General features: G+C 65.8%; 17 protein-coding genes and 1 pseudogene. 8 read left to right on the top strand and 10 right to left on the bottom strand.

Annotated elements, in window-relative coordinates; genetic code table 11:
- The first annotated feature begins 5 nt into the window (after positions 1 to 5).
- Positions 6 to 1,481, top strand: coding sequence for a cardiolipin synthase (gene cls / locus HMPREF0298_RS07435; RefSeq protein WP_006840531.1), 1,476 nt, complete (start codon positions 6 to 8; stop codon positions 1,479 to 1,481).
- A gap of 10 nt (positions 1,482 to 1,491) precedes the next feature.
- Here the strand turns inward: cls and HMPREF0298_RS07430 are convergent, their stop codons facing one another.
- From HMPREF0298_RS07430 to HMPREF0298_RS07420, 3 genes are read right to left on the bottom strand one after another with little or no spacing between them, the layout of a single operon-like run.
- Positions 1,492 to 2,214, bottom strand: a complete 723-nt coding sequence (locus tag HMPREF0298_RS07430) for an ABC transporter permease subunit (protein ID WP_006840530.1) — start codon at positions 2,212 to 2,214, stop codon at positions 1,492 to 1,494.
- Positions 2,207 to 3,154, bottom strand: coding sequence for an ABC transporter ATP-binding protein (locus tag HMPREF0298_RS07425; RefSeq protein ID WP_006840529.1), 948 nt, complete (start codon positions 3,152 to 3,154; stop codon positions 2,207 to 2,209). Before HMPREF0298_RS07425 ends, HMPREF0298_RS07430 begins: the two co-directional genes overlap by 8 nt.
- On the bottom strand, positions 3,147 to 3,614 hold the full coding sequence (locus HMPREF0298_RS07420; protein ID WP_006840528.1) for an NUDIX domain-containing protein: 468 nt from the start codon (positions 3,612 to 3,614) through the stop codon (positions 3,147 to 3,149). Before HMPREF0298_RS07420 ends, HMPREF0298_RS07425 begins: the two co-directional genes overlap by 8 nt.
- A gap of 91 nt (positions 3,615 to 3,705) precedes the next feature.
- Between HMPREF0298_RS07420 and HMPREF0298_RS07415 the strand changes: the two genes are divergently transcribed.
- From HMPREF0298_RS07415 to HMPREF0298_RS07405, 3 genes are read left to right on the top strand one after another with little or no spacing between them, the layout of a single operon-like run.
- Positions 3,706 to 5,127: a hypothetical protein gene (locus HMPREF0298_RS07415; RefSeq protein ID WP_006840527.1), complete on the top strand. Its 1,422-nt coding sequence runs from the start codon at positions 3,706 to 3,708 to the stop codon at positions 5,125 to 5,127.
- Positions 5,124 to 6,122, top strand: coding sequence for a glutamate ABC transporter substrate-binding protein (locus HMPREF0298_RS07410; protein ID WP_006840526.1), 999 nt, complete (start codon positions 5,124 to 5,126; stop codon positions 6,120 to 6,122). Before HMPREF0298_RS07415 ends, HMPREF0298_RS07410 begins: the two co-directional genes overlap by 4 nt.
- Complete coding sequence (locus HMPREF0298_RS07405; protein WP_006840525.1) at positions 6,119 to 8,515, top strand: serine/threonine protein kinase; 2,397 nt, start codon at positions 6,119 to 6,121, stop codon at positions 8,513 to 8,515. The genes HMPREF0298_RS07410 and HMPREF0298_RS07405 overlap by 4 nt, the downstream gene beginning before the upstream one ends.
- A gap of 409 nt (positions 8,516 to 8,924) precedes the next feature.
- Here HMPREF0298_RS07405 and HMPREF0298_RS07400 read toward each other — a convergent pair whose 3' ends face one another.
- From HMPREF0298_RS07400 to HMPREF0298_RS07385, 4 genes are all read right to left on the bottom strand, one after another.
- Complete coding sequence (locus tag HMPREF0298_RS07400) at positions 8,925 to 10,127, bottom strand: acetate kinase (protein ID WP_006840524.1); 1,203 nt, start codon at positions 10,125 to 10,127, stop codon at positions 8,925 to 8,927.
- On the bottom strand, positions 10,128 to 11,486 hold the full coding sequence (gene pta, locus HMPREF0298_RS07395) for a phosphate acetyltransferase (RefSeq protein WP_006840523.1): 1,359 nt from the start codon (positions 11,484 to 11,486) through the stop codon (positions 10,128 to 10,130).
- 62 nt (positions 11,487 to 11,548) lie between these two features.
- Positions 11,549 to 12,613: an ATP-grasp domain-containing protein gene (locus tag HMPREF0298_RS07390; protein WP_006840522.1), complete on the bottom strand. Its 1,065-nt coding sequence runs from the start codon at positions 12,611 to 12,613 to the stop codon at positions 11,549 to 11,551.
- 6 nt (positions 12,614 to 12,619) lie between these two features.
- Positions 12,620 to 13,909, bottom strand: coding sequence for an adenylosuccinate synthase (locus HMPREF0298_RS07385; RefSeq protein ID WP_006840521.1), 1,290 nt, complete (start codon positions 13,907 to 13,909; stop codon positions 12,620 to 12,622).
- Positions 13,910 to 14,054: 145 nt separating this feature from the next.
- Here HMPREF0298_RS07385 and HMPREF0298_RS07380 point away from each other — a divergent pair, with 145 nt between their 5' ends.
- The 4 genes from HMPREF0298_RS07380 (at position 14,055) to nadC (ending at position 18,032) form a co-directional block, all read left to right on the top strand.
- Positions 14,055 to 14,852, top strand: coding sequence for a hypothetical protein (locus tag HMPREF0298_RS07380; RefSeq protein WP_245527469.1), 798 nt, complete (start codon positions 14,055 to 14,057; stop codon positions 14,850 to 14,852).
- Positions 14,853 to 15,182: 330 nt separating this feature from the next.
- Positions 15,183 to 16,001 carry a PRC and DUF2382 domain-containing protein gene (locus tag HMPREF0298_RS07375; protein WP_006840519.1) on the top strand — a complete coding sequence of 273 codons (819 nt, stop codon included), beginning with the start codon at positions 15,183 to 15,185 and terminating at the stop codon, positions 15,999 to 16,001.
- 134 nt (positions 16,002 to 16,135) lie between these two features.
- Complete coding sequence (gene nadA / locus HMPREF0298_RS07370; RefSeq protein WP_006840518.1) at positions 16,136 to 17,158, top strand: quinolinate synthase NadA; 1,023 nt, start codon at positions 16,136 to 16,138, stop codon at positions 17,156 to 17,158.
- A gap of 4 nt (positions 17,159 to 17,162) precedes the next feature.
- A complete protein-coding gene (gene nadC / locus HMPREF0298_RS07365) occupies positions 17,163 to 18,032 on the top strand; it encodes a carboxylating nicotinate-nucleotide diphosphorylase (protein WP_006840517.1) in 870 nt (289 codons plus the stop codon).
- Here the strand turns inward: nadC and HMPREF0298_RS07360 are convergent.
- The 3 genes and pseudogenes from HMPREF0298_RS07360 to HMPREF0298_RS07350 form a co-directional block, all read right to left on the bottom strand.
- A complete protein-coding gene (locus HMPREF0298_RS07360) occupies positions 18,029 to 19,195 on the bottom strand; it encodes an FUSC family protein (protein WP_006840516.1) in 1,167 nt (388 codons plus the stop codon). The genes nadC and HMPREF0298_RS07360 overlap by 4 nt on opposite strands.
- 61 nt (positions 19,196 to 19,256) lie before the next feature.
- Positions 19,257 to 20,306 carry a class II fructose-bisphosphate aldolase gene (gene fbaA / locus HMPREF0298_RS07355; protein WP_259811448.1) on the bottom strand — a complete coding sequence of 350 codons (1,050 nt, stop codon included), beginning with the start codon at positions 20,304 to 20,306 and terminating at the stop codon, positions 19,257 to 19,259.
- Between the two features lie 91 nt (positions 20,307 to 20,397).
- A pseudogene (locus HMPREF0298_RS07350) lies at positions 20,398 to 21,026 on the bottom strand (glycoside hydrolase family 76); the annotation flags it as partial.

Raw genomic sequence — 21,026 nt, 5'->3', positions numbered from 1 at the left:
CCGCCATGTCATTCTCACTAGATATCAGTTACTGGCAGCTCGTCGCCATGCTGATCGATTACGCGATCAAATTCGTCATGATCGGCATCGTGCCGTCGAACCGGCGCCCGTCGGCAGCCAATGCGTGGCTGCTGCTCATTTTGCTGCTGCCGTTTTTGGGCCTGCCGCTGTACCTGCTGATGGGCTCGAGCTTTTTCAACCGGCACCGCCACCGCATCCAGCAGCGCGCCCAGGCCGAGATCACCAACGTGCACACCGACATCCCCGACCTTCCGCCCGACGCGGAGATCGGGGCTGACAAGGAGGCGATCGTGCGCCTGCACCGCGCGCTGACGGGTTTTCCCGCCGTCGACGCCAACGTGCGCCACGTCTGGTCCGACTACGAGCTCGCCATCCGTCGCATCGCGCAGCTTATCGACGCCTCCGAGCACTACGTGGACATTGAAATCTACGCTGTGGCCTGGGATGACACCACCGGGATCGTCTTCGAGGCGATGGAGCGGGCGGTGGCCCGCGGCGTGCACGTGCGACTGCTGCTCGACCACATTGGTTCGCTGAAGTACCCCGGCTTCCGGCGCATGACGCGCAAGCTGACGCGCGCCGGCATCGACTGGTACCTGATGCTGCCGCTACAGCCGTGGCGGGGCCGCTTCCGCCGCCCCGACCTGCGCAACCACCGCAAGGTGGTCATCGTCGACGGACACGTCGCCATGATGGGCTCGCTCAACCTCATCGACCGCAGTTACCTGATGCGCAACCACCGCCGGGCGGGGCGGCAGTGGATTGACGCGTTCGTCGAGCTCGAGGGCCCGATCGTGACATCCCTGGAGTCAATGTTCGCCGTCGACTGGTTCACCGAGTCCGGGGAGGCGATTGAGTTGCTGCCGCCGCGTCGGTTGGGTGTCGATAAGCCTGGCGAGCACATCGTGCAGCTCATCCCCTCCGGCCCCGGCTACCAGGCCGAACCGAACCTGCGGATGTTCAACACCCTGATCCACCACGCGCGCGAACGCCTGATCTTGTGCTCGCCCTATTTCGTGCCCGAGGATTCGCTGCTCGAGGCGGTGACCACCGCCTGCTACCGCGGGGTGCGCGTCGATTTGCTCGTCGGAGAGAAGGCCGACCAGTTCATGGTCAACCACGCACAGTCGTCCTACTACGAGCAGCTTCTGCGCGCGGGCGTGCACATCTGGCGCTTCCCCGCCCCGTACGTGCTGCACACGAAGTTCGCGCTGGCCGATCCCGGCCGCCACACGTGCGTCGGCGTCCTCGGCTCCTCCAACATGGACATGCGCTCGTTCTCGCTGAACTACGAAAGCTCGCTGTTTGTCGCCTCCGGCTCGCTTCTCGACGACATGTACACGCTCGCCCAGACCTACATGAACGTCTCCGACCAGCTCACGCTGGAGGAATGGAGCCGCAGGCCGTGGCACCGCCGCTACATCGACAACGTGATGAAGCTGACCTCGGCGCTGCAGTAGGCCCGAAACGCTACACGTCGCGCCGGTGCAGCAACACGACGCCGACCACCCAGGCCACCACGGCCCAGGCGAGGAAGATGCCATAGGAAACCCACACGTCGTCGTGCTGCGCCGGCGCGTTAGTCACGAACGCGTAGTAGTTGGAAAACGGCAGGTACTGAGCAATATCGCGCCCGATGCCCGGGATGAACCCGACGATGGTTTCCACGACGAACTGGAAGGCGAAGACCAACGTGACGGTACCCGCGGTGTTGCGCACGATCCAGCCCACGCCCTGGGTGAGCATGGTCAGCGTGGCTGTCGCCAGCGGCACGGCCCACAGCGCGCGCAGCGTGGCGGGGTTGGACGTCCAGTTTGCAGGCACGTCGGCGAGGGCGTCGGCAAGCACGAATGCGATAATCAGCGCCACCAGCACGGTCAGCGCGGCGAGCACGGCGTAGAGCACCAGTTTGGCCACGGCCACCTGCCAGCGCCGCGGCGCGAGCCGGAAATTGGTGGACTGCAGGCCGAAGCGGTACTCGGTGGTGACCACCATCGCCGCCTGCACGATCACGATGATCGCCGAGATCATGCTCACCGCCATCACCACGGTGATGGGGAAGTACACCGCCCCTGCCGGGGCCGCGAACGCGGTGGCGAAGCCGGCGGCGATCGCCAGGATCAGCCCGGTTGTCCAGTAGAAGGAGGCGGTCGAGCGCAGCTTCGTAAACTCTGCGCGCACAAGGTTAAGCACGGTGTTGTCCTCCTGGGGTGTCCTGGGGTTGCGCCTGGTACTGGATGTGGCCCTCGGTGGAGCGGATGTAGGCGTCCTCGAGCGAGGCGCGGCGCTCGCTTAGCTCCGCCAACTGCACGCCGGCGCGAAACGCCACGGCGCCAATCTCGTCGCAGGTGTGATCCGCCACGGCGATCGTCGGCCTGCCCTCAGCATCGACGCCTAGCTCGAAGCTCACCCCGGCCGCGGCCAGGGCGGTCTCCATCGCGGCCGGGTCCACCGGGCGCACGACGGTGGTGACCGCGGAGTTGCCTTTGATGAAGTCGTGGACCGACGTGTCCGCCACGAGCCTGCCGCGGCCAATGACGATGAGGTGATCGGCGGTCTGCGCCATCTCGGCCAGCAGGTGGGACGACACCAAGATCGTGCGGCCCTCATCCGCCAGGGAGCGCAGCAGGCCGCGCACCCAGCGGATCCCCTCCGGGTCGAGGCCGTTGACCGGCTCGTCCAAGATCAGGTACTCCGGGTCGCCCAGAAGCGCCGATGCGATGCCGAGGCGCTGGCCCATGCCGAGCGAGAAGCCGCCCGTGCGCTTGGCCGCCACGTCGGTGAGGCCGACGAGGCTTAGCACCTCATCGACGCGCCCGGCCGGAATGCCCGAGGCCTGGGCCTGCCACAACAGCGACGCGCGCGCGGAACGGTTCGGGTGCACCCCTTTGGCGTCGAGTAGCGCACCGACGCGGCGCGCCGGCTGGTCCAGGGACGCATACGGGGAGCCGTCGATAAGCGCCGTGCCCGAGGTGGGCGAATCGAGGCCGAGGATCATGCGCATCGTCGTGGACTTGCCGGCGCCGTTGGGCCCGAGGAAGCCCGTGACCACACCGGGCGTGACGGTGAACGTCAGGTCGTCGACCGCGCGTACCGGACCGTACTGTTTGGTCAGATTGTGAACTTCAATCATGCGGTTTAGTATGCCCGACAACCGCGTCGAGCGACGCTTCAAAGCCCGGGTGCAGCGGCAAGGCGCGGATCTCGTCCACTGGAACCCAGCGCAGCTCCGCCGACTCCTCGTTCGGCTCCACCGGGATCGGCTCGCCGGTGTTTGTCGACGCGAACACCGTGGTGTAGGTCCAGCCCGACGCGAACGGGCCGGCCGTGACCATCGCCGAGGTCACCGTGATCAGGGAAGGGTCAATCCCGCACTCCTCCACCGTTTCGCGCAGCGCGGTCTGCTCCACAGTCTCGTGCGAGTCGCGGGCCCCGCCGGGCAGCGCCCAGGTGCCGCCCTGGGCTGTCCACGTCGCGCGGTGCTGCAGCAGAACCCGGCCCCCTGCCTGCAAAAAGAGCCCGGACGCGCCGAAGCGGCCCCACAGTTTCATGCCCGCGGGGCCTTCGACCCAACCGTTGCCGTCGCCTTCCATGCCACCCACTTTAGGCACGCGCGGGCCACGCTAGCCAACAATCGGCTGATAGTTACAGCACGATAAGCTTTTGGCGGGTTATGGTATAGCAATGGTGCAGCAAGCGAGCGTGATCGACGACGCTCCGCTTGACGACGCCTTCGTCGACGAGCTCGAAGCCCTGCCCGAAAACCGCTCCGCCCGCGTCAAGATGGCCGAAACGTTTACCGGCCCGCTGCGCTGGGTGCGCCGCGTTATCGACTTCATCACCACCACCCCCGGCCAGCTGCTGTCGATGATGCTGGTGCTCACGCTGGCGCTGATCGCTGCCGGCGTTTCCATGAGCCAGACCATGGCTGCGCGCCAGGAGGCGATGGACGTGTTGGTCAACTCCACCGAGCCGATGAGCAACTCGGCGCACACGTTGATCACCTCCCTATCGCAGGCCGACACGATTGCCACCTCCACGTTCGTGCAGCCGGGCATTTCCAGCGAGTACGACATGAACCGCTTCATGGCGTCGGTCGATATGGCCGTCATCGCCGCGAACGAGGTGCTCGAGGGCACCGTCGATTCCGGCGCGCGCGACGAGGAAATCCGCCGCCTTGTGCTGCAGATCCAGCGCGACATCCCCGTCTACGCCGGGCTGATGGAGCGGGCGAAAACCAACCAGCGCATGGGCAACCCCGTGAGCGTGGCGTACATGTCGTCGAGCTCGAACGTGATGCGCGAGCGCATGCTGGGCAACGCCACGGAGCTGTTCAACCTCACGCGCGAGCAGGTGGCCGACGAGATGGGCCGCCTCGCCCGCCCGCAGTGGGTGCCGCTGTCGGGCCTCGTCGCCGCGCTCGTTTTCCTGCTGGCCGCGCAGGTGTGGCTGTGGAAGGTGTTCCGCCGCAGGCTCAACCGCGGGTTCATCGCGGCGACGATGATGATGGTCATCGCCATTGCGTGGGCCTCGGCGGCCAACTACGCGGTGTGGCAGTCCGGCCAGCGCGGCTTCGAGCGCGCCGCCACCCCGTGGGAGGAGCTCACCAGCGCGCGCATCGTCGCCCAGGAAACCCGCAACGATGAAATATTCGCGCTGCTGCGCCGCCAGTCCGTCTCGGCCGACGACCTCAACTTCGGCAACACCTACGACTCGATATCGGCCGCGCTCGATTCCGCCTCCGCCACCCCCTCCGGCTCGACGGACCCGGACCTGATCGCCTCGGCGCGCGAAGCCCTGGACCAGTGGGATGAGGCGCACACCCAGTTCGCCCAAACGCTCGGCGACGGCGAGTTCGACACCGCCGTGCAGGTGCTCACCGAGCCGAACCCGGGCGAGGGGGTGGCGTCATCCTCGCGCGCCTACACCAGGCTGGACAACGCCCTGTCCGGGCTGATCGGCCAGTCGCGCCAGGACATGCGCGAATACATCGTCGCCTCCTTCGACGCCACCAGCGCGGTCGCCGGCGCCGTTATGGCCTTCACCGCCTTGTCCGTGCTGTCCATCTGGCTTGGGATTCGGCGCCGACTGAGGGAGTACCTGTGAAAAGGTTCACCAGCGTCGCTGCCGCCGCACTACTCTGCGCCTCCCTTGCCGCCTGCACGTCCGGCGGCGAGAGCCGCGTTGCCACGCCGGCGACGTCGCCGCCGTCGTATAGCGGCGTACCGCTGCCGCCCGGCGCGGTGCTGGACAGGCCCGGGGTGGCCCCGGAGACCGGGTTCGCGCAGGACACCGAGTGGGAGGGATCGCTGCGCCCGGATAACGCGACGCCGGCCGAACGCATCCCGGACGTCGTCGAACGTGGCCGCATTGTCGTCGGCGTCGACCAGTCGCAATACCTGCTCTCCTACCGCGACGTCACCGCAGGCGACCTGCGCGGCTTCGAAATCGACCTGGCGCGCGAAGTGTCCCGCGACATCTTCGGCGACCCCGACCGGGTGGATTTCCGCTTCGTCGGCTCCCAACAGCGCGCGCAGTCATTGCAAAACGGCGAGGTCGACATCGTGATCCGCACGATGTCGGTCACCCCGACCCGCGTTGCCAGCGTCGACTTCTCCACGCCGTACCTGACCTCGTACGTGCGCCTGCTCGTGCCCCGGGACCGGGGTATCTCAAGCGAGGATGACCTCCCGGGCACCACCGTGTGCGTCGTCGACGGCTCCAACCTGGTGCAGCTCGCGCGCGAGATCGCGCCGCAGTCGACGATCCTGCGCACCCGCACTTGGGCGGACTGCCTGATGGCCACCCAACAGTTCCACGCCGACGCGATCCTGGCCGACGGCGCGATCCTTGCCGGCATGGTCTCCCAGGACCCGTACACCACGATCCTGCCGCGGCGCTACGGCCGCCAGCAGTACGCCGTGGGCACACACAAGGGCGACGCCGGGATGACCATGCAGGTCAACTCCACGATGGAGCGGCTGCGTAACGACGGCACCTGGAACGCGATGTACGAGAGATGGCTCTCCGGCAGCCTAGCCAGCCCGTCGATGCCGGAGCTGCGGTACAGAGCTACTTCTGAGGCGAAGGAGCAACAGTGAGCGAGCGCGAGGAAGCGGTAGAAGAAGACACCACCGAGGCCGTCAAGTACGACCCCTTCGCCGGCGACGACCCCGCCACCGAGGCCGTCGCCTTCGACCCGTTCGCTCTTGACGACGACAGTGACAGCGACGAGCGCAGCTACGCGGGCTTGGGCGATATGGCTGAGCTGTTCAAAGACCTTGACGCACTGAGGGAGGGGAGGCGTGAGGAGGACACGTCGCAACGCTCGCGGCGCGAAGCCCTGGACACTTTCCGCGAGCTGCGCGGCGCGAAGCGCGCGGCGCGCGCGGTGGCCGACGGCATGGTGGAGCTGCCGTGGATCGCTCCGACCGACCCGAAGGAGGCGCTGAAAGACCCGACCCGCGCCGTTGTGCAGAAGGGCCTGAACGCCCCGCATCTGCACCCGGGTGACGTGGTGGCCGGCCAGTACGAGATCATGGGCGTGATTGCGCACGGCGGGATGGGCTGGATCTACGTGGCCCAGGACCACAACGTCGCCGACCGTGTGGTGGTGCTTAAGGGGCTGCACTCGACCAAAAACGCCGACGAGGCCGCCGCGGCGGTGGCGGAGCGCGAATTCCTCGCAGAGATCACCCACCCGGGAATCGTGAAGATTTTCAACTTCATCGACGACCCTCGCGTGCCCGGCGGGTTCATCGTGATGGAGTTCGTCGGCGGGCCCAGCCTCGGCCAGCGCAGAAACGAGCAACCCGACGGGCTGCTCCCCGTCGACCTGGCGATTGCCTACATCCTCGAGGTGCTGCCCGCGCTGGTGTACCTGCACTCGCGCGGGGTGGTCTACAACGACCTGAAACCCGACAACATCATCGTCACCGAGGACCAGGTCAAGCTCATCGACCTCGGCGCGGTCAGCGGCATCGGCGCCTACGGCTTCATCTACGGCACCAAAGGTTTCCAGGCCCCCGAAGTGGCCACGCAGGGCCCCAGCATCGCCTCCGACATCTACACCATCGGCCGGACGCTGGCCTCGCTGGTGGTCCACCTGCCGCGCACCGACGGGGTGTACGACCCCGGCATCCCCTCGCCGACCGAGGAGCCGACGTTTCGCCGCTACCTCTCGCTGTACCGGCTCATCCGGCGGTGCTGCCACGAGGACCCGGAACAGCGGTTTTCCACCGTCGGCGAGTTGGAAACCCAGCTCTACGGGGTGCTGCGCGAGTGCATCGCGATCCGCGACGGGCGCACCTACCCCGCCCAGCACTCCCTCTTCTCCCCGCAGCGCACCACCTTCGGCACCAAGCACCTGGTGTTTCGCACCGACCAGCTGATCGACGGCATCAGCCGCACCGTGGAGATCACCCCGCAGGAAGTTGTCACTGCGCTGCCCGCTCCCCTGATCGACCGCCACGACGTCGGCGCCGCGATGCTGCAGGGCACCTCCTACCTTCACCCGCAGGAGACCCTGGAGAACCTGCGCCAGGCGATGCAGACCCCGCAGTACGAGCAGTCCAGCGAAATCCCGTTCGGTGTCGTCCGCGCGATGTTGGACCTCGGGCTGACCTACCAGGCGCGTACCTGGCTCGAGTCGCTCAAGGACCGCCTCAGCCACAACTGGCGATTCCATTGGTACTCGGGGGTCACCAACACACTCATCGGCGACTTCCAGTCCGCTCAGGCCAACTTCACCAGTGTGCTCGTCGCCGTGCCCGGCGAGGCCGCCCCCAAGCTCGCCATCGCCGCGATCGACGAGCTCATCCTGCAAAGCAACGGCTACTTAACGGGGGCATTGCTTGACGACGCCCTCTCCCGCGCCGCCGCCGGTATCCGCACCCACCTGGGCGAACTGCCCTCGGAGGCCTTCGAGGCGTGGCAGTCCAAGGGCGTGCTCGCCGAGGACTGGACCATGCTCAGCGATACCCCGGCTGTCCTGCGCTTCAACGCCCTGCGCCTCTACTCGCTGGTGTGGTTGACCAACCCCACGACGGTGTCTTCGGCTTTCGGGCTCGCGCGGCTGCTGATGGCGGAGCGCGAGGTCGAGCTCGCCGTCGCGGCGCTGGACAAGGTGCCGAACTCCTCGCGCCACCACAGGATGGCGCAGCTCACCACTATCCTCGATCTGGTGTCGGACGAACTGACGGAGTCCCGCATCCGCCGCGCCGCCCGCCGCCTGGAAGAAATCCCCAACAACGAACCTCGGTTTTTGCAGATCAAGGTCTACGTGCTGCGCGCGGCACTCACGCTGCTGCGCGACGCGGGTGTCGACCGCGCCGCCTCCGACCACTCACTCTTCGAGTACGAGTTCACCACCCGCGACCTTCGCCGCGGCCTCGCGACGACTTTGCGCGAACAAGCCCGCATCGCCCCCTATGCACGCCACCGCTACGCGCTGGTGGACATGGCGAACAAAGTCCGGCCGGCGACGTGGTTTTAGGTCCGGGTTTGTTCGGGTTGAGTGCTTCACGGTGGTATCTCGGGGGGTGAGATGTCACGGTCGACGGTTGCGGGGGTGTAAAACCCCAGGTGGCGGGGACGGTTGAGTGCTTCACCGTGACATCTCGGCGGGTGCAATGTCACGGTCAACAGCTGCGGCGGTGCAAAACTCCAGGTGGCGGGGACGGTTGAGTGCTTCACCGTGACATCTCAGCGGGTGAAATGTCACAGTCAACGCCAACAGCGCCACAAAACCCCAGGTCGCGAAACCGCCCAAACGCTTCACCGTGACATCTCAGCGGGTGAAATGTCACAGTCAACGGCTGCGGCGCCACAAAACCCCAGGTCGCCCGACCATCCAACCGCTTCACCGTGACATCCCGCAAACCGAAACGCCACGGTGACCCAGCCTACTGCGCCGCAGCGACCTCCGCTGACTGCTGTGCGATGGCCAGCTCCTCGTTCGTCGGCACGACGAGGACCTTGACGGTGGAGTCGTCGGTGGTGATCTCGCGGGGGCCGTCGTTCGGACCCGCGTTGCGGTTGTCGTCAATGACGATGCCGTAGTTCTCCAGCCCGGCCAGCGCCGCGGCGCGCGTCGCAGCGTCGTTCTCACCCACACCGGCGGTGAAGCTGATCGCATCGACGCGGCCGAGGGCGATCATGTAGGAGCCGATGTAGCGGCGCAGTTGGGTGATGTATACGTCGAACGCCAGCTTGGCGCTCTCGTCACCCTCGGCGATCTTGGCGTGCAGGTCGCGGAAGTCGTTGACGCCGGACAGGCCCTTGATGCCGGACTGGCGGTTGAATAGGGTGTCGATCTCGTCGATGCTCATTCCCGCCTGGCGGTGCAGGTGGAAGATGATGCCCGGGTCGACGTCGCCCGTGCGCGTGCCCATGACCAGACCGGCCAGCGGGGTCAGACCCATCGAGGTGTCGATGGGTGCACCGCCCTTGACTGCGGAACAGGATGCGCCGTTGCCGAGGTGCAGCACAATCTGGTTGGTGTCGGCGCTGTCGCGGCCGAGGATGCCGGGCACCTGGCCGGAGACGAACTCGTGCGAGGTGCCATGGAAACCGTAGCGGCGGACCTGGTTGGCTTCGGCCACCTCGCTGTTGATCGCGTAGGTGGCGGCCGCCGCCGGCAGTTCGCCGAAGAACCCGGTGTCGAACACCGCGACGTGCGGGATGTTGGGCAAAAGGTCGCGCGCGACTTCGATGCTGTCGATGTTGGCCGGGTTGTGCAGCGGCGCGAGCGGGATGAGGTCGCGGATCTGCTCGACCACTTCGTCGGTGATCAGGGCGGGTCCGGAGAAGGTCTGCCCGCCATGGACAACGCGGTGGCCGACCGCAACGAGGTCGATCTGGGTCGGGCCGATGCCCAGCGAGTCCAGCATGGCTACGGCGAGCTGCAGGCCGCCGCGGTGGTCACGGATCGGCTGGTTGGAGTCGTGCTTCTCACCGTTGTGGGTAACCGAAATCCGGCCGTCTTTTTCGCCGATCTTCTCCACTAGCCCGGAGACGAACGCGGTGTCGCTGGCCGACGAGGTCGGATCGACAATCTGGAACTTGATGGAGGAAGAACCAGAGTTGATGACGAGAACGTAGGACATTTACTTCAGAGCTCCTGCCTGGATAGCGGTGATGGCGACGGTGTTGACAATGTCGGGGACGGTTGCACCGCGGGAGAGATCGTTGACGGGCTTGTTCAGCCCCTGCAGGACTGGGCCGATCGCGAGCGCGTCGCCGGTGCGCTGCGCGATCTTGTAACCCGCGTTGCCTGCCTCGAGATCGGGGAAAATGAACACGGTTGCCTCACCCGCCACCGGGGACTCGGGGGCCTTTTTCTTGCCGACGCCCGGGTCACACGCCGCGTCGAACTGCAGCGGCCCGTCCACGATGAGCTCGGGATCCGCCTTCTTCGCCGCCGCCACGGCCTCGACCGCGCGGTCGACGTCCGGGCCGGAACCTGAGGTGCCGGTGGAGTAGGACAAGATCGCAACCTTCGGGTCGATTCCGAACTGCGCAGCCGTTTTTGCGGACACTGCCGCGATTTCACCGAGCTGCTCCGCAGTCGGGTTCGGGTTGACGGCGCAGTCGCCGAACGCCCACAGGCGATCGCGCATAACCATGAGGAAGATCGAGGAGACAACCGATGTGCCCGGCATGGTCTTGATGATCTGGAACGAGGGCTTGATCGTGTGCGCGGTGGTGTGGGCCGCGCCGGAGACCATGCCGTCGGCGATGCCCTTGTGCACCATCATGGTGCCGAAGTAGGAGATGTCCTTCATCGTCTCCCGGGCGTCGTCAAGCGAAACGCCCTTCGCCTTGCGCAGCTCGGCGAAATCCGCGGCGAACTCCTCGAGCAGGTCGGACTCAAGGTGGTTGAGAATCTGGGCGGCGGACAGGTCGATGCCGAGGTCCTGGGCCCGGCGGTCGATGTCGGCCTTGTCGCCGAGGATGGTCAGCTCGGCCACCTCGTCCTCGAGCAGCTGCGCGGCGGCCTGGAGGATGCGGTCGTCCTCGCCCTCCGGCAGGACGATGTGGGCGCGCTTTTCCTTGGCACGGGAAATCAGCCAGGACTCGAAGACCACCGGGGACATCACTTGCCGCGTATCGACTGCGACGAGGTCGGCGTCGGCAAGCTCGGCGGCGGTGAATGCACCGGCGACAACCGCGCCGAGCTCCTCGAGACGGCGCTCAGAGAGCTCAACGTTTGCCTGTTCCCCGGTGACCAGTACGACAGGAATGCCCAGAGTGGCGGCGAGCTCTCCGTCAAAGCTCACGTCCCCCGTACCGACAACCAGCGCTGGGCCCTCAGCGAGTAGATTGGCGTCGTACATTTCCTGGAGATCCGTGCCGTACGAGTCGAGCCGAACTACGCGCAAGCCCCGCTTGGAAGCGAAACCTTCCACGTCAATGCCGTCGTAATTGCGGTTAGCGAGTGTGATGAGCAGCGATTGGTCCGCCATTGTGCACCTTTCGTAGCCGAGTAAAGAATTCGTCGGAAGCAAAACAGTGCCCAGTGTAGCGATCAGGAAAGAAAATGCGCCGCCCGTTCGGCTTGCACACGTGCTTGCTGGACATCTTCAGCCGTCGAGCGCACCACCGTTGTCTCCTCAAGAACGTGGATCGTCGTCTCCTCGACCGTGAGCGCGCGTACCAGCGCCTCGCCCGAGTGCGCCTTGCCCGCCACGTAGCAAGCTGCGCCCGGGGTCATCAACGTGACGTCGATAGGCAAGCCTGCCACCGCACGGGCATGCAGGTCGAACTGGTCGATGCGCTGCGTCGCGAGTGTGACCATCCCATCCGGGCTGGGGCGCGGGTTAACGTCGGAGAAGTAAACCTCGTCCCCGTCGACAAACAACTCGATAGAGTACACGCCCTGCGCCCCGATCCGACCAGTGATTCGCGCGGCGATCGAACGCGCGTTGTCCATCGCGGCCTCCGACAGCGGCGCCGGCTGCCACGCCTCGACTAACCGCCCGGCTTCGTGGCGGGTGCCGATCGGTTCGCAGAACCATGTGGCCAGCTGGCCCGTCTCCGGATCTACCGAACGCGCGGTGATGATGGTGACCTCGTAGTCGAAGTCGACGTAGCGCTCCACGGCTACGGCACCCTCCGGGTTAGTTTCGCGGGCGCGCTGCCACGCGGCGTCGAGGTCATCCGGCCCGTGCACCACCGTGTGCCCGCACCCGCCTGCGCTAATCGACGGCTTGACCACGCACGGGTACCCCACGGCCTCGGCACAACCGGCTAGCTCACCGACGCTGTTGGCGAACTCGTAGGCCATCGTGGGCAAGCCCAGTTCCTCAGCGGCGGTGCGGCGAATCCCCTCACGGGTGCGGGTGATACTGCATGCGTCGAGCGAGGGCACCAGGTACGTCCCGGTCTCCGCGACAAACTTCTCCAACTGCTGCGTTGTCGCAACCTGCCCGTCGCACACCACCGTGATCTCCGGGCGGGCCCACTGCGGCAGCTCTTCGTCCAAGGTTCCCACGTAGGAGTCGAAACCGAGGTCGGCGAATGCGGCAGCGGAGGACTGCGCCACCGGGCCTGTGCCAAGCACGAACACCTGGCGCTGAGTCAGCGATTCCATCTCGGGCTAGCGCTCCATGACGTCGTTGCGCACGATCGTCTGGTCCCGGCCGGGACCAACGCCGATGTAGCTCATCGGTGCGCCGGAGAGCTCCTCGAGGCGCAACACGTAGTCTTTCGCCTTCTGCGGCAGGTCATCGAACTCGGTGACGCCGGTGATGTCCTCGTCCCAGGCCGGCATCGTCTCGTAGATCGGCTCGGCGTGGTGGAACTGGGTCTGGGTCAGGGGCATTTCGTCGAAGCGCTCGCCGTCGACGTCGTAAGCCACGCAGATCGGGATCTCGCCGATGCCGGTGAGTACGTCGAGCTTGGTCAGGAAGTAATCGGTAAAGCCGTTGACGCGCGAGGCGTAGCGGGCGATCACCGAGTCGTACCAGCCGCAGCGGCGCTTGCGGCCCGTGTTCACGCCCACCTCGCCGCCGACGGTCTGCAGGTAGTCGCCCCACTTGTCAAAGAGCTCGGTCGGAAATGGGCCGGCGCCGACGCGCGTGGTGTAGGCCTTGATGATTCCGAGCGACGCCGTGATGCGCGTCGGGCCGATGCCGGTGCCCACACACGACCCGCCCGCGGTCGGGTTCGAGGAGGTAACAAAGGGGTAGGTTCCGTGGTCGACGTCGAGCATGGTGGCCTGTCCCCCCTCCATGAGCACGTGTTTCCCCTCATCGAGCGCCTTGTTCAGGGTGTACTCCGCATCGATCACCATGGGCTTGAGGCGCTCTGCGTAGCACATGAAGTAGTCCATCATCTCGTCGACCTCGATGGCTTTGCGGTTGTACATCTTCACCAGCATCTGGTTCTTCACGTCGAGGGCCGACTCGATTTTTTGCCGCAAGATCGATTCGTCGAAAATATCTTGCACGCGCAGCCCCACGCGCGCGACTTTGTCGGCGTAGGTCGGCCCGATGCCGCGGCCGGTGGTGCCGATCGCGCGCTTGCCCAGGAACCGCTCCTGCACGCGGTCGAGTGTCTGGTGGTACGGCGCGACCATGTGCGCGTTGCTGGAGATACGCAGCCGTGTTGCGTCGGCGCCGCGGGCCACGAGCCCGTCGATCTCCTCGAAGAGCGCCTCGAGGTTCACCACCACACCGTTACCCAAGATGGGCACCGCATTCTCTGACAGCACGCCGGCCGGCAGGAGCTTGAGCTCGTACTTTTCACCGCCGACAACGACGGTGTGTCCCGCGTTGTTGCCGCCGTTGGGTTTGACCACGTAATCGACCTTGCCGCCGAGAATATCCGTGGCCTTACCCTTACCTTCGTCGCCCCATTGGGCACCAACGATGACGATGGCGGACATGCTTACTCCTTATATAGGGGGATTACTCGGGTTATTGTAGCGTGATCGCATGCGGCTTCTTCATTGCCAGTGCGGCGAGGACGCGCCATCGCACGCCCCCACCCTTGCGCTACCGCCCATTCCCTCGCGGGCGGACTTACGCCCCTTGGACGAATTGGCCGCGACGCTTTTGCCTGACGACGCCTCCCCCTCCCTCGCCGAAATCCAAGCCTCGCCGAACGTGTCCCACATGGGCGAGCCGCAGCCTGCCCCGCAGCGCCCACTAGAGCGCCTGCGCGTTGTTGTCTCCGGCTCCGACGCCGCGCTCGGCGCCGTACTGACCCGCATGATGCGCGGCGACTACCTGTGGGCGGAGGTAGCGTACGTGCCCACCGACCCGACCTCCCCGGCAGCCGCGTTGTGGGGAGCACCGACCTTTGAGGAGGCCGCCACCGCGCCCGTGGTGCCCTCGCCGTGCATCCGCAACGATTTCGGCCAGGTCGTGGCGGGCTCGGCGACGCTGACGCACATCAACCCGGCCTCCGAGTTCGTCGGCGAGATCGTCGTGGACTCCTCCGTATTGCTGTTTCGCTCCGGCGAACAGGCCTCGGCGAGGTTTTTCGGCTGCTTCGGCGCGAAACTCGTTCCCACCGCTTCGGCCCCCGGGATTGCGGCCGCGCCACTCGTCACCCCTTTGGACACCTCCGGTACGCCGTCGCGGCGCTCGCCCAAGTTGTTGGAGCGCCTCAGCGCCCTGCCGGGTGGACAATTCTTCACACGCAACGCGAGCGTATCCCCAGGTCTTACCGACGGTTCACGTGTTCTTACCGGACGGGCGCTGCAGGCGGGCGGCCACGATATCGCGGTGACGGTGGACGGGGTGCGGCGCCGCCGAGGCGTCGACAAGGCGACCTTCTACAGGCATCTGCGCGACATCCAAAGCGTGCGAATCACCGAGAACTAGTCGAGTGTGATTTTTATCACATTCGCCGTTCCTTAAGCGTTACAAAAGGGGTTCTTAACCGATTTGAGACTTCGCCGCTACCGCCGCTGTCGTTCTGACAGCACTTTTGCGCAGGTCACCGGGAAAGGATTAGAGATGATACCGATAAGCCTGAGCATATACCTCCAACTTTCGGATGATCCCGACTTCCCGGACACATGTTCCGGCGCCACCTCCGAGAGCGTGGCTACATTCGGAATTGTTCAAGCGAACGACCGGCACGGGCCTTGTCACGGGAATTATCCCAAAGGCAGACGGGCCGGAGCAAATTACCAAAGGAGAATCAGACTGATGGCTGACTACAACCGTATTGAAGACCTTGCAAACGCAACCGCATTCGACGTTGATGGCGAGAAGGTAGGCGGCGTCAAGGACGTTTACGTTAACGACACCACCGGCCAGCCGGACTTCGTGTCCGTCAACCACGGCCTCTTCGGTGGCGGCGACTCCATCGTTCCTCTGCGCGGCCACACCCTGCGCGACGGTGAGCTTCACCTCGCATTCCCGAAGGAGCGCATCGACAACGCTCCGAACTTGGACGAGGACGGCCACCTGACCAACGAGGACCAGGAGGCGTTCTACCGCCACTACGGCCTCGAGGGCACCCAGGATGTCACCACCTACGAGACCGACGCACGCCACGCTGCACCGGCTGCAGGTGTCGCCACCGACCGCGCAGACGTTGACGTTGACCGCGACCGCGACCTGGACAACGACACCATCGTCCGCTCCGAGGAGCAGCTCAACGTTGGCAAGGAGCGTGTGGAGTCCGGCCAGGTCCGCCTGCGCAAGTACGTCGTCAACGAGACCGAGACCGTCGAGGTTCCGGTTCAGCGCGAAGAGGTCCGCGTTGTCCGCGAGCCCATCTCCGAGGCTGACCGCGCGAACGTAGACTCCCGCATCGGCGAGGCTGAGGCTTCCGTGACCCTCTCCGAGGAGCGCGTCACCGTGTCTAAGGAGACCGTCCCGGTTGAGAAGGTTTCCCTGGACAAGGAGACCGTCCAGTCCACCGAGCGCGTCACCGAGGAGCTCCAGAAGGAGCGCATCGAGACCGACGGTGTCGTCGTCGACGAGAACCGCCCGGACACCGACTTCGGCGCTAACCGCTAAATCGGCACTCCCCGCTTAACAGCCCCGGCCCTTCCGGCTGGGGCTTTTCGCGTGCCTGCGCAAAAGCCTGCGCGCTTCCGCGGGTACGATGGCCTCCGAACTAGCGCTAGCATCTCCTGCGGAAAGGACTGCCCATGACCACCTACCTCGAGAACCTCACGCGGGAGTCAGGAGTTTGGCAGGGCGTGGAGCCCGACGAGAAGTGGGCGCGCAAGATCGCGCGGCTCAAGCACGAGCGCAACGCAGTGATCCTGGCGCACAACTACCAGATCCCCGCCATCCAAGACATCGCCGACTTCACAGGGGATTCGCTCGCCCTGTCGCGCAAAGCCGCCGACACTGACGCCGACGTCATCGTGTTTTGCGGTGTGCACTTCATGGCCGAGAGCGCGAAGATCCTCTCCCCCACCAAGACCGTGCTCATCCCGGACAAGGAAGCCGGGTGCTCGTTGGCGGATTCCATCACCGCCGACCAGCTGCGCCAGTGGCGCAGTGAACACCCCGACGCCGTGGTGGTTTCCTACGTCAACACCACCGCCGAAGTCAAAGCGCTGACCGATATTTGCTGCACCTCCTCGAACGCCGTCGACGTTGTTGAGTCCGTCGACCCGGACACCGAGGTGCTGTTCTGCCCGGACCAGTTCCTCGGCGCACACGTCAAGCGCGAGACGGGCCGCGACAACATCCGCATTTGGTCCGGCGAATGCCACGTCCACGCTGGCATTAGCGCCACCAAGCTCGCCGAACAGGCCGAGGCCAACCCCGACGCCGACCTGTACATCCACCCGGAGTGCGGTTGCGCCAATTCCGCGATCTACCTCGCCGGTGAGGGGATCATCGACCCGGAACGGGTGCACATGCTCTCCACCGGAGGCATGCTCGAGCTCGCCCACACCGCAAGCCCGGAGCGTACGGTGCTCGTCGCCACGGAGATCGGCATGCTCCACCAGCTACGCGGCGCCGCACCCGGCGTCAACTTCCAGCCGGTCAACGACCGCGCGTCGTGCCGTTACATGAAGATGATCACCCCGGCCGCCCTGCTGCGCTGCCTCGCCGAGGGCAAGGACGAGGTCGATGTTCCAACCCACATCGCCGACAAGGCACGCGCCTCGCTCGAAGCGATGATCTCCATCGGCGAGCCCGGCGGCGGGGAGTAAGCCCATGGAGCCGCTTAAAGAGGCCTACCTGCGGTCCCTGATTGCCGCCTCGCTCGAAGAGGACCTCGCGTACGGGCCCGACGTAACCACGTTGGCAACCATCAGCGCCGATTCCACCTCCCGCGCCCGCTTCGTCTCGCGCGCCGCAGGCGTTGTCGCTGGGCTCGACGCGATCCGCTACGCCCTGGACACGCCCGATTGCGAGGTCACCTTGCACGTCAGCGACGGTGCGCGAGCTTGTCCCGGCGATGTCCTCGCCGAAGTCACCGCACCGACGGGCAGGTTGCTCACCGCCGAGCGCACCATCTTGAACATCCTCAGCCACGCCAGCGGCATCGCCACCGCTACTCGACGCTGGGTCGACGCCGTCGACGGCACCGGGGCGCGGATCCGCGACACGCGCAAAACCCTGCCCGGTCTGCGTGAGCTTCAGAAGTACGCTGTGCGCGCCGGCGGCGGCGTCAACCACCGCATGGGGCTCGGCGACGCCGCCATGATCAAGGACAACCACGTCGCAGCCGTCGCGCGCGGCGGTGGCGAGGGTGTCACCAAAGCGCTCCAAGCCGTGCGCGCCCATGCCCCCGGCATCCCCTGCGAGGTCGAGGTGGACACACTCGACCAGCTCGACGCGCTGCTGCGCCTGAACGAACCCCCGCAGCTGGTTTTGCTGGATAACTTCAGCGTCGCCGACACCGCAGAGGCCGTGCGCCGCCGCGACCACAGCGCCCCAGACTGCGAGCTCGAGTCCTCCGGCGGCCTGACGCTTGAACTCGCCCGCGCGTACGCGGAAACGGGTGTGACCTACCTTGCCGTGGGGGCGCTGACTCACTCCGTGACCGCGCTCGACATCGGCCTGGACTACGCGCAGGACTAGCCGTAGTACTCCGGCGGGTACTGCGGGCTGGCCGAGGTCGGCTCGAGCACCGCGGCCGCCGATTCCCGCGACATCCCGCACACCTGCAGCAGGTCCACGATCAGCGAGCGCGTCTGCGCGAGGATGACGTAGGCCGACAGCACACCATCTTTACCGACGACGTCCATCCCGGCGCGGCCGCCAAGGACACGCAGGTCGTTGACAATGCGCGGGATCGCCACCGACTGCAGTTTGCGCGAATCGACCTCGTAGACATCGGAAATCTCCAGGCACGCCTTGGCGAGGGCGTCGATAAGCTCAATTTGCTCGGGTGAAACCCGGTCGTTGTCGCCGCACAGGATGTGGGCGCGGCGGGCGAGCACGCGGGTGGTGCGGATCGCGGTGTCCACCGGCGGGATCACCATTTCGAGCGAGTGGACGTAGCGGCGCGAGCCCCACAAAAACGGAGATATGCGGGCGGATTCCGCGCCCGAGGCGACGGCCGAGGACATGGCGTCGATGTCTGTCTGCGAGCCGCGAATCAAATCAAGGGCCTCTTCGATCACTTCCTCATTGCCGGAGCGCAGGCCGTCGGCGACGTCGTCAAGCACCGAAGACATGAGCTCCATCACCTTGGAAATTTCCTGGCGCGCCTTCCCCACCGGGCCCTGCGGGATCAGAGCCAGGGTCACCAGCGCGACCGCCGCTCCGACGAAGGCGTCGATCGTGCGGTCGATACCGGTGACCTCCGCGCCCGGCGGCATGATCGTGGCAATGAGCACCGAGCCGATCGCGACCTGATTGTTGACCAGCTGGGAGCGGGAGAAGAACGAGGCGATGAGCAGGGCGCACGCCACAATGACCGCGATCTGCCACCCTCCCGAGCCGAGGCGGTAGAAAAACAGGTCACCGACCGCAACACCGATGACGCAGCCCAGCGAGATGTCCAGCGCCTTGGAAATGCGCTCGCCGCCGGTCATGCCGACGATGATGATCACCGAGATCGGCGCGAAGAACGGCTGCGTGTGCCCGAAGACCTCGCTGGCAATCCAGAACGCAACGCCGGCGGCGATCGCTGTTTGCATGATCGGCAGCAGGCGCTTGCGCACCCGTGTCACGCGGGCGGAAAGGGACAGGTCAACCGAGAGCAAACGCGCCCGCGTACCCATCCTCTCCTTGGCCATGCCCCCACCTTAGCGTGCAAAAAGGCGCCCCGGAGCCGGGACGCCTTGAGACCTTGTTTCTCTACTTGGACAGGGTCTTGCCCACGGAGTGCAGGTCCTCGCACGCCTCGATGACGCGCTCGGACATGGACTGCTCCGCCTTCTTCATGTAGGAACGCGGGTCGTAAACCTTCTTGTTGCCCACCTCGCCGTCGACCTTGAGCACGCCATCGAAGTTGGAGAACATGTGGCCGGCAATCGGGCGGGTGAACGCGTACTGGGTGTCGGTGTCCACGTTCATCTTCACCACACCGTAGGACAGGGCCTCCTCGATCTTTTCCTTCTCGGAGCCGGAGCCGCCGTGGAAGACGAAATCGAAGGGCTTGGAGCCCTCCTCGAGGCCGAGCTTGGCAATCGCGGTCTTCTGGCCCATGTCCAGCACGTCCGGGCGCAGCTTGACGTTGCCCGGCTTGTACACGCCGTGGACGTTGCCGAAGGTCGCCGCGAGCAGGTAGCGGCCGTGCTCGCCCAGCGTCAACGCGTCGATGGTCTTCTCGAAATCCTCCGCCACGGTGTACAGGTTCGCGCCGGCCTTCGCTTCGACGCCGTCCTCCTCGCCGCCAACAACGCCGATCTCGACCTCGAGGATGATCTTCGCCGCGTGCGCCTTGGCCAGAAGTTCCTTGGCAATCTCTAGGTTCTCGTCGATCGGGATGGCGGAGCCGTCCCACATGTGGGACTGGAACAGCGGCAGCTCGCCGCGGTCGACGCGCTCCTGAGAGATCGCGATCAGCGGGCGGACGTACTCGTCGAGCACTTCCTTCTGGCAGTGGTCGGTGTGCAGGGCGATGTTGACGTCGTAGTGCTTGGCAATCTCGTGCGCGAAAGCGGCCAGCGCGGTCGCGCCCGCGACCTTGTTCTTCACGCCCAGGCCCGAGCCGAACTCAGCGCCGCCGGTAGAGAACTGGATGATGCCGTCGGACTCAGCCTCGGCAAAACCCTTGATGGCCGCGTTGATTGTCTCGGACGAGGTGCAGTTGATGGCGGGGAAGGCGAAGCCGTTCTCCTTCGCCCGGTCGAACATCTCGTTGTAGACCTCGGGGGTTGCGATGGGCATGGAATAAACCTCCAGGATGGTTGTTCGTGTGCACCCCCAGTATGCCCGTTTTGGGTCCGCGTCGCAGCCGCCGCTGCCCCCGCCGCAGCCCGTTCGGGGGTCGGCGCTACCCCTGTTCGGAGTCCTTCGGCTGCCCGCCCGCGATCCGCGCCGCTGCCTCCAGGAGCATCCAGCCGGACAGCTGCACGGAAAGGTCCCGCTCGTCGATGCGCACCAGCCCTACTGCCTCGCTTATCGACGCCGGCCCGAGCCCGTAGTTGTGCGGCAGCCGGGCGTCCTCGGTCCATTCGGACGCGAAGATAGGCAGGCCGTCGACCTCGAGCCGGTGGTTCCACAGCGACTCCGCCGACGCCATCACCATGCGCGCGGCGACTTTGCGTGTCGCGATGTTCTCGCGCGAATCCTCCGGCAGGCGCAGCGCAACATCGGCAAGGTAGCGCGCGAGGATCCCCTTGAACAATGCGCCGTCACCGTCGCGCGTTTCATGCGGCGGGCAGAGAATCACACCCTGCGGGGTGGCCAGGTGCAGGGCGATCGCCTTGACAAGTTCGCGAATGTGGGTGATGTAGAACACCGAGGCATCAGCGCGGTGGGAATGGTCGAAGGAATCAATGGGGTCTGTGTTGCCCAGGCCTACGTCGTCACGCAGCGCAAGCGCGATCTCCAGCGAGGCGCCGAGCACCGTGCCCTGGTTGTAGGTGTAGATCTTGTCCACCACCTCGGGGCCGTGCATGC

It is taken from the genome of Corynebacterium lipophiloflavum DSM 44291 (assembly GCF_000159635.1).
Lineage (GTDB): Bacteria > Actinomycetota > Actinomycetes > Mycobacteriales > Mycobacteriaceae > Corynebacterium > Corynebacterium lipophiloflavum.
The sequence above is the reverse complement of the archived record's forward strand: the minus strand, read 5'-3'. Positions and strand labels throughout refer to the sequence as shown.

Excerpts from the sequence above, each read along its gene's own strand:
- cls (WP_006840531.1), top strand. The coding sequence starts at position 6 with ATGTCATTCTCACTAGATATCAGTTACTGGCAGCTCGTCGCCATGCTG.
- HMPREF0298_RS07425 (WP_006840529.1), bottom strand. The coding sequence starts at position 3,154 with ATGATTGAAGTTCACAATCTGACCAAACAGTACGGTCCGGTACGCGCG.
- HMPREF0298_RS07420 (WP_006840528.1), bottom strand. The coding sequence starts at position 3,614 with ATGGAAGGCGACGGCAACGGTTGGGTCGAAGGCCCCGCGGGCATGAAA.
- HMPREF0298_RS07415 (WP_006840527.1), top strand. The coding sequence starts at position 3,706 with ATGGTGCAGCAAGCGAGCGTGATCGACGACGCTCCGCTTGACGACGCC.
- HMPREF0298_RS07400 (WP_006840524.1), bottom strand. The coding sequence starts at position 10,127 with ATGTCCTACGTTCTCGTCATCAACTCTGGTTCTTCCTCCATCAAGTTC.
- pta (WP_006840523.1), bottom strand. The coding sequence starts at position 11,486 with ATGGCGGACCAATCGCTGCTCATCACACTCGCTAACCGCAATTACGAC.
- HMPREF0298_RS07390 (WP_006840522.1), bottom strand. The coding sequence starts at position 12,613 with ATGGAATCGCTGACTCAGCGCCAGGTGTTCGTGCTTGGCACAGGCCCG.
- HMPREF0298_RS07385 (WP_006840521.1), bottom strand. The coding sequence starts at position 13,909 with ATGTCCGCCATCGTCATCGTTGGTGCCCAATGGGGCGACGAAGGTAAG.
- HMPREF0298_RS07375 (WP_006840519.1), top strand. The coding sequence starts at position 15,183 with ATGGCTGACTACAACCGTATTGAAGACCTTGCAAACGCAACCGCATTC.
- nadA (WP_006840518.1), top strand. The coding sequence starts at position 16,136 with ATGACCACCTACCTCGAGAACCTCACGCGGGAGTCAGGAGTTTGGCAG.
- nadC (WP_006840517.1), top strand. The coding sequence starts at position 17,163 with ATGGAGCCGCTTAAAGAGGCCTACCTGCGGTCCCTGATTGCCGCCTCG.
- HMPREF0298_RS07360 (WP_006840516.1), bottom strand. The coding sequence starts at position 19,195 with ATGGCCAAGGAGAGGATGGGTACGCGGGCGCGTTTGCTCTCGGTTGAC.